The following is a 13,717-nucleotide window of genomic DNA, read 5'->3' as shown; positions in this document are numbered from 1 at the left end:
TTTTCAATTATGCGACGGCCTCACTTTCGCGGACTGGATCGGGTCGAGTATCTTTTTAAATTTGCAGTAAGCGTTTACAATATATTGCGTATTCGAAATATCCTGGCTGTTTCAGGTTAAATTAGGGCAATATAGGGTGTGACAAGTGCTGTTTGTCGACGAAAAGCATTCAGGTTCAGGTAAAAATGCACTTGTAGGTTTTAAAAGATCTAACGCAACGAATTTCAGAAAATATTTTGAGCAGTATACCCTGGTTTTTCAGGAAACTGTTAGAACTCCACGTACAGGAAGGCTATGTCGTCGTCGGGGGGCTCGCCGCCCGAGAAAAAACGTATTTCCGAAAGAAGGTCGTCGCAGAATGCGGCGCCGGTTTCCCCGGAGTTGTCGATGATGAACCTCGCCAGGCGCTTCTCGCCGAATTCCTCGCGCCGGGAGTTCTTTAGCTCGGTGATTCCGTCAGTGTAGAGGAGGAGGCGGTCCCCCTCCTCGATATTGAGGGTTTTTTCCTGGTACTCGGCGCCGTCCTTGATGCCCACGAAGAGACCGTCGGTGTCCAGGGCCAGCATCCTCCCGCTGCTCCGCCGGTAATAGAGCGGTCGGGCGTGCCCGGCATTGGTGAAGCGGAGCTGGCGCCTCCGGGCGTCGTAAATGATATAAAAAGCAGTGATATACTGGTTGTCCAGGATGAGCTTCCTGAGCTCGTTATTCACGCGCGAGAGCAGCACGCCTGGAGAATCGATCTGGGCCGCGTAGAGGCCGAACATCATCTTCGACATGGTCATCACCATGGCGGCGGGTATGCCGTGGCCCGTCACGTCGGCGATGAGAATTCCCGTGTCGTCCCCGAGCCTGTAGCAGTCAAAAAAATCTCCCCCGATGTCCTCTATGGGGAGATAGCGTCCGCTTATGGACGGGTACGAAATGCAGGAGAAGTCCCTGGGGATGATGAACTGCTGCACCCTCCTGGCTATGTCGAGCTCCTTTTTGACGAGGAGGTTTTTTTTATAGAGTTCGTCGTGGGTTTTTTTCAGGCGGAGAAGCGAGTTGACCCGGGCTGAAAGCTCGTTTTCGTTCAGCGGCTTGATTAGATAATCATCCGCACCGATGTTGAGCCCCGCGATCTTCGTGTTGAGATCCTCAGAGCCTGTCATGAGTATGACGGGGATAAACTCGTTTCCAATTTTTTTCTTGAAACGCTCGATGAAACCGAAACCGTCGAGGTTCGGCATGATGTTATCGACGAGCACAAGGTCAAAGCGCCGCCGCCCCAGTATTTCCAGGCCTTCGATGCCGTCCCGGGCCTCGGCAACTTCCATGTCGAGCTTCGAAAGGGTGTTGCGCACCACCGCCCTGTTGAGCTTGCTGTCATCGATGATGAGGACGCTGCGCTTCTCGGAATTTTTCGCGCTCGATGCGGGCACAGTACTCTCCAGGCGGGACGGTGTTTGCCACACTAATAATTCATAATAATAAAAAATCAACAAGTTTATACCTTTGGCCGTCCCGTTAGCCCGGAGCAGGGCACCACTCCCGGCACCTCCATGCCGGAGCGGTGCGGGTAAATTGTCATTGACAAAATCGACATTTTCGGCGCTTTCTAAACTTGGAAATGCAAAGTGAAACATTGGAGGTCCCGGGGTTGAAGCCAGCATGTCGTTACGGAGCACAGGCGGCCGCGAACGCACCATGAGCACGACAAACACAAGATACCTCCCGGCCCTTAACGCCCGGGCAACCATCATCATACCGGCACTGTTGTTCGCGCTTACCGCGTGCGGTTCATATAAGACGGTTCGGATTACGGGAGACGACGGCCGGCTCCGCGAAATACATTTCGTCGAAAAAGGAGTTGTAACCGGAAGAATATCGCTCGAATACGACGCCGCCGGCAGGCTGTCAAAGGCCTCCAGGCTGACGTCGCCGGGCGGAGAAACGCTCATTACGCGAACATTCTCCTACGATCAGACCGGAAGGCTCCGCATCCAGTCGCACCGGGCGCGTGAAATCCGCGACGGATCGTCTATCGACGACGCCTGGGTCGAATCCTTCTTCTATGGAAGCGGCGGCGACCTCGTCCGCACCGAAACATCCTTTAAAAGCTCGCACAGCATCGCCAGGAACCGGACGCCGCTCGTAATCACAAGGTTTTCGTATATCGATGGAATCCTCGTGAAGATACTGGTGGACGGCACGGTGTTCCGCAGGGAGGTCTCTCTCGCCTACAGGGGGAAGGAACTTTCATCGGTCGAGATGCTGTTTCTCTCTCCGGTTAAATCCAGGCAAAGGCTGAAATCATCGCGTCACCTGCTCTTCACGATGGACGGCGGTCGGCCTTCGCGCGCCGAAGACAGGCTCGCCGGCACCACCATTAAATCAAGGGATGAAGCACGGCTCCTCTTCGCGGAACACGGACTCGATGCGCTCATCGAAACCCCCGGATACGCCGCGTCGATCCAGGATCTTCCCGGCAGGCTCGCCTCGCTCTGGGGCCCCAAATAATACTTGATTTTTCCCCCCCGCCCGTTGACCGTATCCAATCCTGCGGAACATCCCAAGCCGCGGAACGGCGATCAACCATCATAAGAACACTATGGCCCGGAAAAAAACGACATCCGCGGCGGGTGATACCCCCGGCAGAGCGCGGTCTTTAGAGACCGACTCCATAGAACACGACCTCGACGTACTCGAAGACGGCTTCGACGGCGAGGTCGACGAGGACCTGTTCGACGATGACGAGTCCGATTCCGATTCTTTCCACACCGGGACGAAGCGGGCCCCCGGGCGAGCGAAAAAGGCCCGGGGCGACAGCTTCTCCGATTCCTCCATAACATGGTACCTGGAGCAAATTAACAAGATACCCCTCCTCAGCCGCGAGGAGGAAGAGACGTGCGCCAGGGCCGCACGCGACGGCGACGAAAAGGCCAAGGAGAAGCTGATAAAGTCCAATCTTCGCTTCGTAGTCTCCATCGCGAAGAAATACCAGACCAGCGGGATCTCGCTCCTCGACATCATCAACGAAGGAAACATGGGGCTCATCAAGGCGGCCGACAAGTTCGATCCCGAAAGAGGCTATCACTTCATCTCGTATGCCGTATGGTGGATACGCCAGGCCATCATCCTCGCCATCAGCCAGAAGATTTCGCTCATCCGGCTGCCGCTCAACCGCACCGCCGACATGCAGAAGATCGAGAAGATGCACAAAAAGCTCGAGCACAAGCTGGGGCGCGAACCCTCCGCGCACGAGATAGCGGAGGAGCTGGACATGGACGACGAAGAGATCAATTATCTGCGCAACATCTCGCAAGACCACATCTCGCTCGACGCTACATTCGGCGATTCCGACGACACCAGCATAATCAGCATGCTCGAGGACGCCCGGGTCGACGCACCGGACCGCCAGCTCCTTGAAGATTCGCTGAAGGACGCGCTCAACGCCGTGCTCAACACCCTCACCGCGTCGGAGCGCGAGATACTTAAAATGCGCTTTGGACTGGACGGCGAGAAACCGCTGTCCCTCCAGCAGATAGGCGAGAAGTTCAAGCTGTCCAAGGAGAGGATCCGCCAGATCGAAAAAAAGGCCATCCGCCGGCTCCGTCATCCATCGCGCAGCCATCGTCTTAAAAGCTTCATGCTGGAGTGACCATGCGCTATCTTTTAATAGGAATCATCACGGGCGCCGTTCTGGGCCTAACTCCCCTATGGCAGGCGGATCCGGCGATCGAGCTGTATCCCGAATGGCACGGCCCGATTGCGACCCCGGAATCGATCGAACGCTCGCCCAACAGAGCGCTCTTTGCGCGCGCCCTCCCGCCGATCATTTCGGCGAATACGCTTACACTGCTGGCCGCCGACGGGCGGCTCATCTCCAGGCGCGCGTTCGGTGAGACGCTCTTCGCCGCAAGCGGGAACGGCGGATATTACGCCGCCTATCAGAAGCTCGGCGCCGAGGTGGAGTTTTTCGCCGCCGACGGCAGCCCCTTCTGGAAGTCCGACTCGCGCGAGTATCCGCATCTATCGTATAACGGAAAAATCGTTCTCCTTGTCAACAGCGACCAGACCCGGGTAAGGGCGCTCGACTTTCACGGCAATCAGACGGGGGAACCCGTTTCCGGACGGTTCCTGACGGTCCTCGCCTTTTCGAAGGGAACGGACATCGCGGCGCTGGGCTTCCTTGACGGAAGCTACCATGTGATCGACTCGACGGGAAGGCGGCTTCTGAGCGCCGGGACGGGCGGTGGCACCCTTATCAAGAGCATCGCTGTATCGCCTTCGGGAGCGTACGTCGCGCTCCACTACGGAAACGAGAGGGGAGACTATATCGCGATCATCGCGACCGTGGACAGGAAGGCATCGGCCTCGGCGCTCTCGCGGGTGCATGTGGCGCGTACGGCGCTTACCGTTCTGGACGACGGCACCGCGGCGATACTCGACTATAACAGGATTCTGGTCGTAAACCGGAAAGCGAAGACCCTTGCGCTTTTAAAAATCCCCGCCGCGCGTACGGGAATGGCCTCGCTCGATCACGACGGCGGCATCTATGTCGCCGGCTATACGAGGTCCGAAGGCGGCGCACAGGCGCTCGCGTTTCTCCCCGACGGCACCGTGCTTTTCGCCCGCAACTTCCCGATAGAGTCGTACCTGCAGGCCTCCCTCAAGGCGTCCGTCATGCTTCTGCGAGGCTCTCAAACGCTGTATTGCTATAGTCTTCATCATCGATAGCCCGCATCACCGATTCAAGAATGACGGCGAGCTTGTTGTTGCCCCGCTTTCGCGCCCCCTGTGCCAGTATGACGCACCTGCTCCGGGCCGCCTCCCTCGCCGCATCGCGACGCGGGGACGCCATGTCGTCCGCCCTTTCGCGCAGAAGCTTCATGATGGCGTACACCCTGAACCGGTCCATCCCCCAGTGCCGACGCGAGAGCTGGTCGTCGTGCCCGCCATGTTTCACCACGAGCTTCCTGTCCACAAGGCCCACCCGTTCGTCGAGCGCAATCCGCAACCACAGGTCGTAATCCTCGCACACCTCAAGGCGCTCATCGAAACCGCCAACGCGATCGAAAAGCGAGCGCTCGATCGCGACGGCCGAAGGGCTCACCAGGCACAGGTCGAGTGATGGAATGAAGATATCGCCCTCGGGCTTGCGGTGCTTCTTCATCGGGTTAACCCTGATGCCTCGGCGTATCCAGGTCTCGTCGGTCTGATGTATGCGCACGAGGGGATTTCGTTCGATAAATTCACGCTGCGCCCCGAGCTTTCCGGGCAGCCATTCGTCGTCCGAGTCGAGAAAGGCAAGGTACCGCGCGCGAGATTCGGCGGCCCCACGGTTGCGCGCCGCGCTCACGCCGCGGCGCTCCTGCCTGAAATACCGGACGGCGGGAAATGAGCGCGCTGCCGTCCCCGTGTGGTCGGTGGAGCCGTCGTCCACCACGATGATCTCATAATCGCGAAAGCTCTGCGCGAGCACTGACTCGATCGCCCGCCGGAGCGGAACGGGACGGTTGTACACCGGGATTATGACTGAGAACAGATGCATGATGGACTGGTTCGGTTACGGCGCTACGGCGCGGATTCGAATCCGCGCCTGCGCCGTAACGCCGTAACGCACGGGCTATTTCTGTCCCTTGAACAGGAATTTAACCGGATGCTTCTTGAGCTCCTCCGAGATCTCGTTCATGGTCTTCGCCGTCTGCCTGAACGAGGTCAGGATCTCGAGGATGTCCTTCTGTGAATTAAGCAGAAGGTCGTTGACGGTGGCCATGCTGCCCGAAAGGTTGGCGAGGAGCGTTCGCAGGTTGCTCCGGCTGTCGAGAGAGATATCGCGGATAACGCCGACGGCGCCCTGCAACGTCGCAAGCAGGGCATGGACATCCTGTAAAATGGCCTCGAGGTTGACGTACTCGACCCCCTCGATGACCGAGCCGGAACGCAGAAGCTCCCCCTTCTTCTCGGGATTGCGGATGTCGATGACCGGGTCGCCGATGATGTTCTGGTTCTGTATCACCGCCGAGCAGTCCTCGTAGAGGTCGATGTCGCGGCGTATGCGCATGACCGCGAGGAAATGCAGCGCCGGCTTGTAGACCGGCTTTATATCGATCACCCGGCCCACCGTATAGCCCTTGATCTTCACCAGCGTGCCCTCCTTGATCGCGGCGATGCTGTCGATCTTCAGATATACGTCGATGGTGGAGCTCGCGAAGGAGTAGCCGAGCTTCAGCACTACAAAGAGCAGGAGTATGGCCACCGGTATTATGATGAATATACCGACGCGCAGCTCGTTTTTTTCCAGTTTCATAGCCTGCCTCCGATTACCGTACTTTCATCGGCCCGTCAAGGGACGAACGCATGTACTGGTCGAGATAGTCGTTTTGCCGCGCGAGAAAGTCCCCGCGCGAACCCGAGAAGACGATGTTGCCCTCGTACAGCATGATAAAGCGGTCGGAAAAGTCCACAAAAGGCCCCGGCTCATAGGTGACGATGATGACCGAGCGATCGTCGCGCTGGCACCATCGCCCCAGCGCCCTCAGGAATTGCCGGGAATTGAGAAGACACTGCCCTTCGAGAGCGTGCTCTATGAGCAGCAGGTCCGGGTCGAGCGCGATCGAGCGGCAGTACGCGGTCCGCAGGGTCTCCGAGCCCGACAGTGAAACCGGACGGAGGGCGCGGCAGTGCTCGAGTCCCAGCTCGCCAATAAGACGGTTTACGAGCGACCCGATCTCCCCTGACGAGAGCCTCGAGTGATAGCGCAGCGGGAGCTCGATGTTCTCCTCGACCGACATGTTGTTGATCAGGCCGTAATTCTTCTGGAGATATCCGAGCTCCTTGCGGTAATTGTGGCGCTCGACATAGTCGTAACTCTCGACCGAACGGCCCTTGAAAAATATCTCGCCGTCGAACGAAATCACCGTGCCGGCGATGAGCGGGCAGACGACCTCGGCCCCCGAGTCCTCGGGACCGAAGATGACCAGGTTTTCTCCCCTGGTCATCGAGAACGAAACGTCGCCACAGGCGGCCCCGCCCGCGTCGGTTAAACTGACCGATTCGACTCTGAGCAGTTCTTCCCGGTTCATATACGCCACCTAAAAATAGAAGAGCGCCGAAATGAAGGCGTTTATCACAAATAATATTACGAGCGTACGCACCACGGCGCGCGAGACGAATATCGGTATCTGGAAGTCGGATTGCGGCATAAAACCGTAGTAGCAGCAGATGAGCGGGATGAGAATGCCGAAGAGCACGCTTTTAAGGATGGTGATGGCAAGGTCGCTGAAGCTGAACGCGTCGAGCACGGTCTGCACGAACACGCCCGCCGGGATGTATACCGTGCTGAGTGAAATTAGATAGCCACCGAAAAAGGCGGTGATGTCGAAGATGATGATCAGCGAGAAGATCGCCATGATCGTCGCGAGGATGCGCGGGAAAACGATATAGAGCTTGGTGTCGATCCCCATGAGCTCGAGCGAGAGAATCTCCCTGTTCTGTTTCTGCGTGGCGATCTCCGCGGCGATCGCAGAGCCCGAACGGCTCACGACGATTATGGCGGTGGCGAGCGGCCCCAGTTCCCTGGCGATGATGATGACGAGGAGGTTCCCGATAAATCCCTCGATCCCGAACTTCGGAAAGTTCTTGGTGGCCTGGATGATCGTGGTCGCACCGAGCAGGAGCGCGATCGAAACGATTATGGGAAGTGCGTCGATTCCGGTGAAGCGGGTCTGGTTGACCACGATGGAATAGATTGACCGAAATCGAAGGTACTTGATCGAGCGAAACGACACCACGATCGACTCGACGAAACTGTAAAAATTCCTCACCCCCTCCCCTAAGGCGATGATCTTTCTTACCGGCGTATTCAATGCCATTTCAATTTTCAGCATGGTCGTTTTTTTTCTGTTGCTTTTTGGGCTCAACGATTATTCATAGTCCTACCGCTTCCGGCGCGAAAGGCGGGCCGGGAAGGGCCGTGCGCGATGTACATTTATCGTCCACCGCCGCTGTAATTGCAACTAAAATCGAAAACCGGAGCGGCGCGCTGCAACGAGATCGCCATCACCCGATGAATAAACGAAACCGCCAGATCCTCACCCTGCTCCTCTGCACGTTCATGCTCCAGTGGCTTGTCGTAATAAACGCGGGCGCCGTCACCCTCCTCGCCGACAGCGTCCGGGGGGCCTTTCTCGGTCTCTACCGGTCGGTCTTCCCCAAAAGCACCTTTACCATCATGGGGACGCAGGAACGACGCGACCATATCGCGGTTTACCGAAGCCTTCCCCCCGGCTTCAACCATTGCGGCCGAACGCTGCTCTTTCAGGCGCCGCGCGATATTCGTCTCAGGGAGGTCGCCGAGTCCGCGCTCCGCTATACGCACTTTTTCAGGCGCTACCATCTCGAGCGGACGATTAAGGAATATAACGCGCTCGGGGCCGACACCCTGGCGAAAGGCTCGGTCGTGTACATCCCGTACTCCGTCCCGCCGCGCGTTCCATCCTTCAAAAGAACCGCCAAGCCGCCGATCATCGAGAGCCGGGGGCTCTACTACACCGGGGGAGCGATGGCGAGCGAAAATACGCTTCGGTCGCTCGAGCGCTTCCTCGCCGTTGGGATCAATACGGTGGTTTTCGACGTCAAGGACATCACCGGAATCGTGAACTATCGAAGCCATGTCCCCGCCGCGATCGAGTACAATACACACGAGAAGCGATGCATCGACGACGTCGACAAGCTCATACGATACCTTAAGGACAAGGGTATATACGTGATCGCCCGGATCGCCGTGTTCCACGACCACGCGCTGTACCGGAAGAAGCCGGAATACGCAATCCGTTCGAAGAAAAGCGGAAGCCCGTGGAGCGCCGGGGCCGAACTGTGGTGCGATCCGACCAACAAGTACGTGCAGGATTACAACATCGCGCTGGCGATCGAGATTGCCGAAAAGGGCGTCGACGAAATCCAGTTCGATTACATCCGCTTCCCCACCTCCGGCAACCTCGGTGACGCCGCCTATGCGCACCACTTCGGCCAGATACCCAGGGACGCGACGATCACCGGATTTCTGCAGCGGGCGCACACCGAGCTGGCCGGGCGGCACGTCAATCTCTCCGTCGATATCTTCGGCGTGGCGGCGTGGGGAAAGGAGATCGACATTCGAAATATCGGCCAGAGGATTGAGCAGATGGCGAAGCACTGCGAGGTGATCTCGCCGATGCTGTACCCGTCGCACTTCAACGACCATTTCGACGGCCACGCCAATCCTGGCGACCAGCCGTATTATTTCATCAACCGGGGGTGCGCGCGCGTGAAGGCGCTCGCGCCGCAGACGACGGTGCGCCCGTGGCTTCAGGCCTTCAGGTGGAGGACTAAATCGTACAACGACGACTACATCCTGGAGCAGATCCGCGGCGCCGTCGACGCGGGCGCGCGCGGCTATCTCTTCTGGAACGCATCGAATTCGTACGATCCCGTCCACGCGGCGATGCAGAGGCTGACCGCGGCCGAAAAGCTAAAACATGCCGGAAAGGAACGCAAACAGTGATCGTAAAGGACAGCGATTTTTACCGTGCATACCTGGACGTCTGGAACGAGGGGGCCATCAAAGACGCCCCTTTTATAACGCTGGGCGTGGAGGCGATCCTCACGGACTATTACGGAAACCTCCTCGACGCACCGCCGCCCTTCCCCGTCCAAAAGGGTGCGCTCACGCTCGACCTGGGCTGCGGCTGGGGCCGGGTGCTCAAGCCCGTGCTGGACCGGGGCGCGCGAGGCGTTGGACTGGATATCTCCCAGGCGATGCTCGAGCAGAGCAAAAAGCATCTCGAAAAGAACGGCCACCGGCCGGTACTCTTGCGCGGCGACGGCACCAGGCTCCCCTTCAGGGACGACAGCTTCGACATGGCCTATTCGCTTCTCGTTCTTCAGCACCTCTCAAAGGCAAACGGAAGGCTTGTCCTCGGCGAGGTACACCGGGTATTGAAGAGCGGCGGTACGGCCTACATCCGTGTGCCCTCCCGCTTCGCGCCGGAGAACCTGCTCTTTGCCTTCCTCCAGTTTATAAGCATACATGTCTTTCGCTACCGCGACCCCATCCGGATGCGCTTTTACCGTATCGGCGAAATCAAAAAACTATGCCGCGGCCTCTTTTCGCAATGCGAAACAACGGCGCACGAATTCCGCCCCCCGTGGAACATCCACACCAAGTGGACCTGGCACTACATCCTCGTTCCGCGGCGATTCCACCGCGCGCTTCGCCGTATATCGGACCGGATCGAGGCGCTGGCCAACGGCCGCCTTCCCTTTCTCAGGCACTTCGGTGTGACGTTAATGGTGAAGGTGGTGAAATAACTATTAATGCCCGCACCGAATTACGGTATTGACACTCCGAACCGGCCGTGTTATGCATAACGGTCTCCGTAAACGATAATCCGGATTCACCCGCAATCCAATGACCGAAAAGCACCAGGGCGGCGCGGCCGCGGACAGAGTAAGCGTGGGCGCACGGCTCGGCTATGGCGCGGCCGATTTCGGCCTGAGCCTTGGATTCAACCTGCCCGCTCTGTTCCTGTTGTATTATCTAACCGATGTATTTTTCATTTCGTCGGCAGCCGCGGGTTTTATCCTGTTTTTCGCCAAAATCATCGACGCGTTCGTGTCGCCGGCGATGGGCTATCTCTCGGACCATACGTCGACACGCTGGGGAAGAAAGCGCCCCTACCTCCTTCTCGGGGCGATCCCCGCCGCGCTCAGCATGGCCATGTTGTACGCTTCTCCGGCAATTTCCCAGGAGGCCTGGCGCGTCGCGTACGCGATGGGCGCGTTTACGCTTTTCTGCCTGCTCACGACCATACTCAGCATACCCTACGCTTCCCTTACCGCCGATCTCACCGACGATTCCCACGAGCGCTCGGTCTTGACGGCATATCGCATGTTCTTTTCCATCGCCGGTACGCTCGTCGGAGCGGCGGCGACCATGCCCCTGGTCGCCACCCTGGGCGGGGGGCCGGTGGAGGGATTCCGGGCGGTAGGAACACTTTACGCCGTCATCATGGCGATTACCATTTTCGTAACGTTCTTCGCGGTGCGCGAGCGCACGGCACGGCCCCCTAAAGACACAGACGGCGTCGCGCTCGCCCGGGACCTCGGGGCCGTCCTCGAAAACAGGCCCTTTATCATACTCACCCTCGGCGTCATGATGCATCAGGTGGCGCTCAATACCATGTCGGGCGTGGTGGTCTACTTTTTCAAATACAACCTCGGCGCGGAGAACCTCATCCCGGTCGCCTTTGTGGTGCTCATGTCGGCATCAGCGTTATCCATCCCCTTCTACCTGCGCGTTTCGCGCAGGCGAGGCAAGAAATTCGCCTATAACCTTGGGATGGGAATTATGGCAACGCTCTCAATACCCATCTTCTTTTTCGCGGAAATGGATCCTGCGCTGACCGTAGCGCTCTTCGGTCTGGTGGGATTCGGCCTTGGGACGGTGTACCTTTCGCCCTGGGCGATGGTCCCCGACACGGTTGAGTACGCGCAGTGGAAGACGGGCCGGCGACAGGAGGGGATGCTCTACGGCTTTTTCTTTTTCTCCTTCAAGCTTTCGGTGGCGTTTCCGGGCCTCATCGTGGGGACGGTGCTCTCGCTCTCGGGTTACACCCCCGCCGGACCGCAGGGGCCGGAGGCGCTCTTCGGCATCAAGGCCCTTCTTACCATCATACCGGTCGTCTTCGTAATCGCGGGAATGATCCTCATCGCGCGCTTCCCCATTACCGAGGAGTTTCACGGCCGCATGGTGCGCGAGATACGCGAGCGGATAAGCTCGCGGACATAGGGCTCAATCTTTGATCCCCGCCGATCGCCGTTCCGCCGGCGGAGAAGCGATCAGCATTCCCCTGACCGAAAGCCCGCTCCCATCGGTTGTATTGACGATAAATGCGTCCTTTATCCGGTCGATGAAAAGCACGCCGTCGAGATGGTCGAGCTTTTTATTGAACGCGATGACCGGCCTCGCCTCCTCCCAGAGCGCCGGATCACCGAACAGTATGATATTCGACTTCTTCATGTAAACCTGATGCCACCGCGCCGCTCGTCTGTCCGGTTTTTTATGCCCGCCTTGTGCGGCTCAGGGCATGAGTTTCCCCCGGATCAGCGCGATGAGCGAGGACAGGAGCGCGTCGTCGGCGCGGGAGAGATCGATCCGGCCGTTCCCGACAAGCGGCAGTACGGCTTCGTCGACGTCGTCCGAGAGGCCGCCGTACTGCCCGGCGAAGGCGCGCAGCCGGCGAACGAGGCTGAACTCAAGTTTCCCGCGCGGGGAGAGCGCGAGGTAGCGGTCGATCTCCTCCAGCATCGCCGGGCGGTCCTCCGGCAGTCGGCCGTACAGGTCCAGGAGGTTCGATGCGCTGTCGCTTGCGATCTCCATCTCCCCTTCGCTTTCCTCGATCATAACGCGTATCTCGCGCACCACCTGTTCCTCGGTACAGGGAACGAAACGGCCCGACAGGAATTCCTCCTCGAGCGGCGAATCGGGGAAGATTTCGAGGCTCCGCAGGCGGACGTATTCCGGGCGGGCCAGGCTCAGCACGCGCGCCGTCTCGTGCGCGTGCTCGTCCGAGAGCGAGGCGCCGCCGAGCCCGGGCATAACGTACACCGAGCACGACAACCCCGCCTCGCGCGTAGTGCGGCAGCCGTCAACGTGGTCGCGCGAGGTGGCGCCCTTGCGCACCGCGGCGAGCACCCGGTCGCTCCCGCTCTCGAGGCCGAAGTGCACGCGGTCGAGCCCCGCCTCGCGCATGCGCTCCAGCTCCCGGAGTGTGCGCAGCCGCGCGGCGGAACGGGTCCTGCCGTACACCGTGAAGCGCCGCACCGTTCCGAAGCGCTCCCGCACCCGCCGAAGCACCGCGCACAGAAAATCCGCTTTGAGGGCGAGGCCGTCCGAATCGCCGAGGAAACAGGTCGTCCCACCGGCAATTCGCCAGCTTACGAGCTGTGAAACGCAGTCCTCTATGGAAGGACGGTCCCGGAACCATTGCATAAACCAGCGCATGCGGGGGCTCACCGCGGCCGGTTCTCCCTCCGGCGTGACGGGGTCGGGCACCCCCGCCTCCCGGCGCGCCCTGCCGATCTCTTCGGCCACACCGGCGGCGCGCGCGTAATCGGCAGGGGTGTAGACGGGAAAGCCGATGCCGCGCTCGTAGAGGTAATCATCGAGCGCGCGGGCGCGCTCGATGTCGGCGAACACCTCGTCGAGGGAGCGCCGGGAGAAGCGCGCGCCGCACTTGTAGACCGGGCAGAAGGCGCATTTGTTCCAGTGGCAGTTGCGCGTCAGCCGGAAGCTCAGACTGGCGTTCTCGGTGGGCGGCCTGATCGAGCAGGTCTCGAAGGGCTCGAGGGAGGCGGTGTGGGCGGTGCTCATCGGACTCCCGTCCTCGGTGGCACGGGGAGGGTTGGCCGGCACGCCGCGAATTGTGCTTTACGGATCATCGTTTTCTCCGTACGTATGCATCATGGACATCGGTAAAACGCTCATTATCCTCGGCATCGTCATCGCTCTGGCCGGTGTGTTTTTCCTGTATGGGGACTCCCTGCCTGTCATACGTAACCTCGGCAGGCTCCCGGGCGACATCACCATCAGGAAGGAGCATTTCAGCGTCCACATACCACTCGCCAGCGGCCTGGTCATAAGCGTCGTCCTCAGCCTGATCCTTTACCTGGCGGGCAGAGTGCGGTGAGGCGC

Annotated in this window: 14 protein-coding genes; 7 read left to right on the top strand and 7 right to left on the bottom strand. The window is 59.3% G+C overall.

All coding sequences use genetic code 11. From position 1 onward, the window contains the following. Positions 1-269: 269 nt before the first annotated feature. Positions 270-1,421, bottom strand: coding sequence for a SpoIIE family protein phosphatase (locus tag VLM75_05665; protein HSV96409.1), 1,152 nt, complete (start codon positions 1,419-1,421; stop codon positions 270-272). A 265-nt stretch (positions 1,422-1,686) separates the two neighbouring features. Between VLM75_05665 and VLM75_05660 the strand changes: the two genes are divergently transcribed. From VLM75_05660 to VLM75_05650, 3 genes are all read left to right on the top strand, one after another. Next, positions 1,687-2,499, top strand: coding sequence for a hypothetical protein (locus VLM75_05660; protein ID HSV96408.1), 813 nt, complete (start codon positions 1,687-1,689; stop codon positions 2,497-2,499). A 91-nt stretch (positions 2,500-2,590) separates the two neighbouring features. Further along, positions 2,591-3,640 (top strand): RNA polymerase sigma factor RpoD/SigA, encoded by a 1,050-nt coding sequence (locus VLM75_05655; protein HSV96407.1) that lies wholly within the window; start codon positions 2,591-2,593, stop codon positions 3,638-3,640. Between the two features lie 2 nt (positions 3,641-3,642). Further along, positions 3,643-4,719: a hypothetical protein gene (locus VLM75_05650; protein HSV96406.1), complete on the top strand. Its 1,077-nt coding sequence runs from the start codon at positions 3,643-3,645 to the stop codon at positions 4,717-4,719. Here the strand turns inward: VLM75_05650 and VLM75_05645 are convergent. The 4 genes from VLM75_05645 to VLM75_05630 all read right to left on the bottom strand — a co-directional run bounded on the left by VLM75_05645 (position 4,664) and on the right by VLM75_05630 (position 7,871). Beyond that, positions 4,664-5,533, bottom strand: coding sequence for a glycosyltransferase (locus tag VLM75_05645; GenBank protein HSV96405.1), 870 nt, complete (start codon positions 5,531-5,533; stop codon positions 4,664-4,666). The genes VLM75_05650 and VLM75_05645 overlap by 56 nt on opposite strands. A gap of 75 nt (positions 5,534-5,608) precedes the next feature. Further along, complete coding sequence (locus VLM75_05640) at positions 5,609-6,292, bottom strand: MlaD family protein (GenBank protein ID HSV96404.1); 684 nt, start codon at positions 6,290-6,292, stop codon at positions 5,609-5,611. Between the two features lie 13 nt (positions 6,293-6,305). After that, positions 6,306-7,067 (bottom strand): ATP-binding cassette domain-containing protein, encoded by a 762-nt coding sequence (locus VLM75_05635; protein ID HSV96403.1) that lies wholly within the window; start codon positions 7,065-7,067, stop codon positions 6,306-6,308. A 9-nt stretch (positions 7,068-7,076) separates the two neighbouring features. Beyond that, positions 7,077-7,871, bottom strand: a complete 795-nt coding sequence (locus VLM75_05630) for an ABC transporter permease (protein ID HSV96402.1) — start codon at positions 7,869-7,871, stop codon at positions 7,077-7,079. Between the two features lie 179 nt (positions 7,872-8,050). On the opposite strand from VLM75_05630, the gene VLM75_05625 reads away from it, so the two are divergent. The 3 genes from VLM75_05625 to VLM75_05615 all read left to right on the top strand — a co-directional run bounded on the left by VLM75_05625 (position 8,051) and on the right by VLM75_05615 (position 11,812). Next, a complete protein-coding gene (locus VLM75_05625) occupies positions 8,051-9,526 on the top strand; it encodes a putative glycoside hydrolase (protein HSV96401.1) in 1,476 nt (491 codons plus the stop codon). Then, positions 9,523-10,332: a class I SAM-dependent methyltransferase gene (locus VLM75_05620; GenBank protein HSV96400.1), complete on the top strand. Its 810-nt coding sequence runs from the start codon at positions 9,523-9,525 to the stop codon at positions 10,330-10,332. Before VLM75_05625 ends, VLM75_05620 begins: the two co-directional genes overlap by 4 nt. Before the next feature lie 100 nt (positions 10,333-10,432). Next, positions 10,433-11,812, top strand: a complete 1,380-nt coding sequence (locus tag VLM75_05615; GenBank protein HSV96399.1) for an MFS transporter — start codon at positions 10,433-10,435, stop codon at positions 11,810-11,812. A 3-nt stretch (positions 11,813-11,815) separates the two neighbouring features. Here VLM75_05615 and VLM75_05610 read toward each other — a convergent pair whose 3' ends face one another. Continuing rightward, positions 11,816-12,043, bottom strand: a complete 228-nt coding sequence (locus VLM75_05610) for a hypothetical protein (GenBank protein ID HSV96398.1) — start codon at positions 12,041-12,043, stop codon at positions 11,816-11,818. Positions 12,044-12,103: 60 nt separating this feature from the next. Then, positions 12,104-13,396, bottom strand: coding sequence for a radical SAM protein (locus VLM75_05605; protein ID HSV96397.1), 1,293 nt, complete (start codon positions 13,394-13,396; stop codon positions 12,104-12,106). A gap of 91 nt (positions 13,397-13,487) precedes the next feature. On the opposite strand from VLM75_05605, the gene VLM75_05600 reads away from it, so the two are divergent. Beyond that, positions 13,488-13,712 carry a DUF2905 domain-containing protein gene (locus tag VLM75_05600; GenBank protein HSV96396.1) on the top strand — a complete coding sequence of 75 codons (225 nt, stop codon included), beginning with the start codon at positions 13,488-13,490 and terminating at the stop codon, positions 13,710-13,712. Positions 13,713-13,717 lie beyond the last annotated feature (5 nt).

The organism is Spirochaetota bacterium (assembly GCA_035477215.1).
GTDB lineage: Bacteria > Spirochaetota > UBA4802 > UBA4802 > UBA5368 > MVZN01.
The sequence above is the reverse complement of the archived record's forward strand: the minus strand, read 5'-3'. Positions and strand labels throughout refer to the sequence as shown.

Excerpts from the sequence above, each read along its gene's own strand:
- VLM75_05660 (HSV96408.1), top strand. The coding sequence starts at position 1,687 with ATGAGCACGACAAACACAAGATACCTCCCGGCCCTTAACGCCCGGGCA.
- VLM75_05655 (HSV96407.1), top strand. The coding sequence starts at position 2,591 with ATGGCCCGGAAAAAAACGACATCCGCGGCGGGTGATACCCCCGGCAGA.
- VLM75_05650 (HSV96406.1), top strand. The coding sequence starts at position 3,643 with ATGCGCTATCTTTTAATAGGAATCATCACGGGCGCCGTTCTGGGCCTA.
- VLM75_05645 (HSV96405.1), bottom strand. The coding sequence starts at position 5,533 with ATGCATCTGTTCTCAGTCATAATCCCGGTGTACAACCGTCCCGTTCCG.
- VLM75_05640 (HSV96404.1), bottom strand. The coding sequence starts at position 6,292 with ATGAAACTGGAAAAAAACGAGCTGCGCGTCGGTATATTCATCATAATA.
- VLM75_05635 (HSV96403.1), bottom strand. The coding sequence starts at position 7,067 with ATGAACCGGGAAGAACTGCTCAGAGTCGAATCGGTCAGTTTAACCGAC.
- VLM75_05630 (HSV96402.1), bottom strand. The coding sequence starts at position 7,871 with ATGCTGAAAATTGAAATGGCATTGAATACGCCGGTAAGAAAGATCATC.
- VLM75_05625 (HSV96401.1), top strand. The coding sequence starts at position 8,051 with ATGAATAAACGAAACCGCCAGATCCTCACCCTGCTCCTCTGCACGTTC.
- VLM75_05615 (HSV96399.1), top strand. The coding sequence starts at position 10,433 with ATGACCGAAAAGCACCAGGGCGGCGCGGCCGCGGACAGAGTAAGCGTG.
- VLM75_05610 (HSV96398.1), bottom strand. The coding sequence starts at position 12,043 with ATGAAGAAGTCGAATATCATACTGTTCGGTGATCCGGCGCTCTGGGAG.
- VLM75_05605 (HSV96397.1), bottom strand. The coding sequence starts at position 13,396 with ATGAGCACCGCCCACACCGCCTCCCTCGAGCCCTTCGAGACCTGCTCG.
- VLM75_05600 (HSV96396.1), top strand. The coding sequence starts at position 13,488 with ATGGACATCGGTAAAACGCTCATTATCCTCGGCATCGTCATCGCTCTG.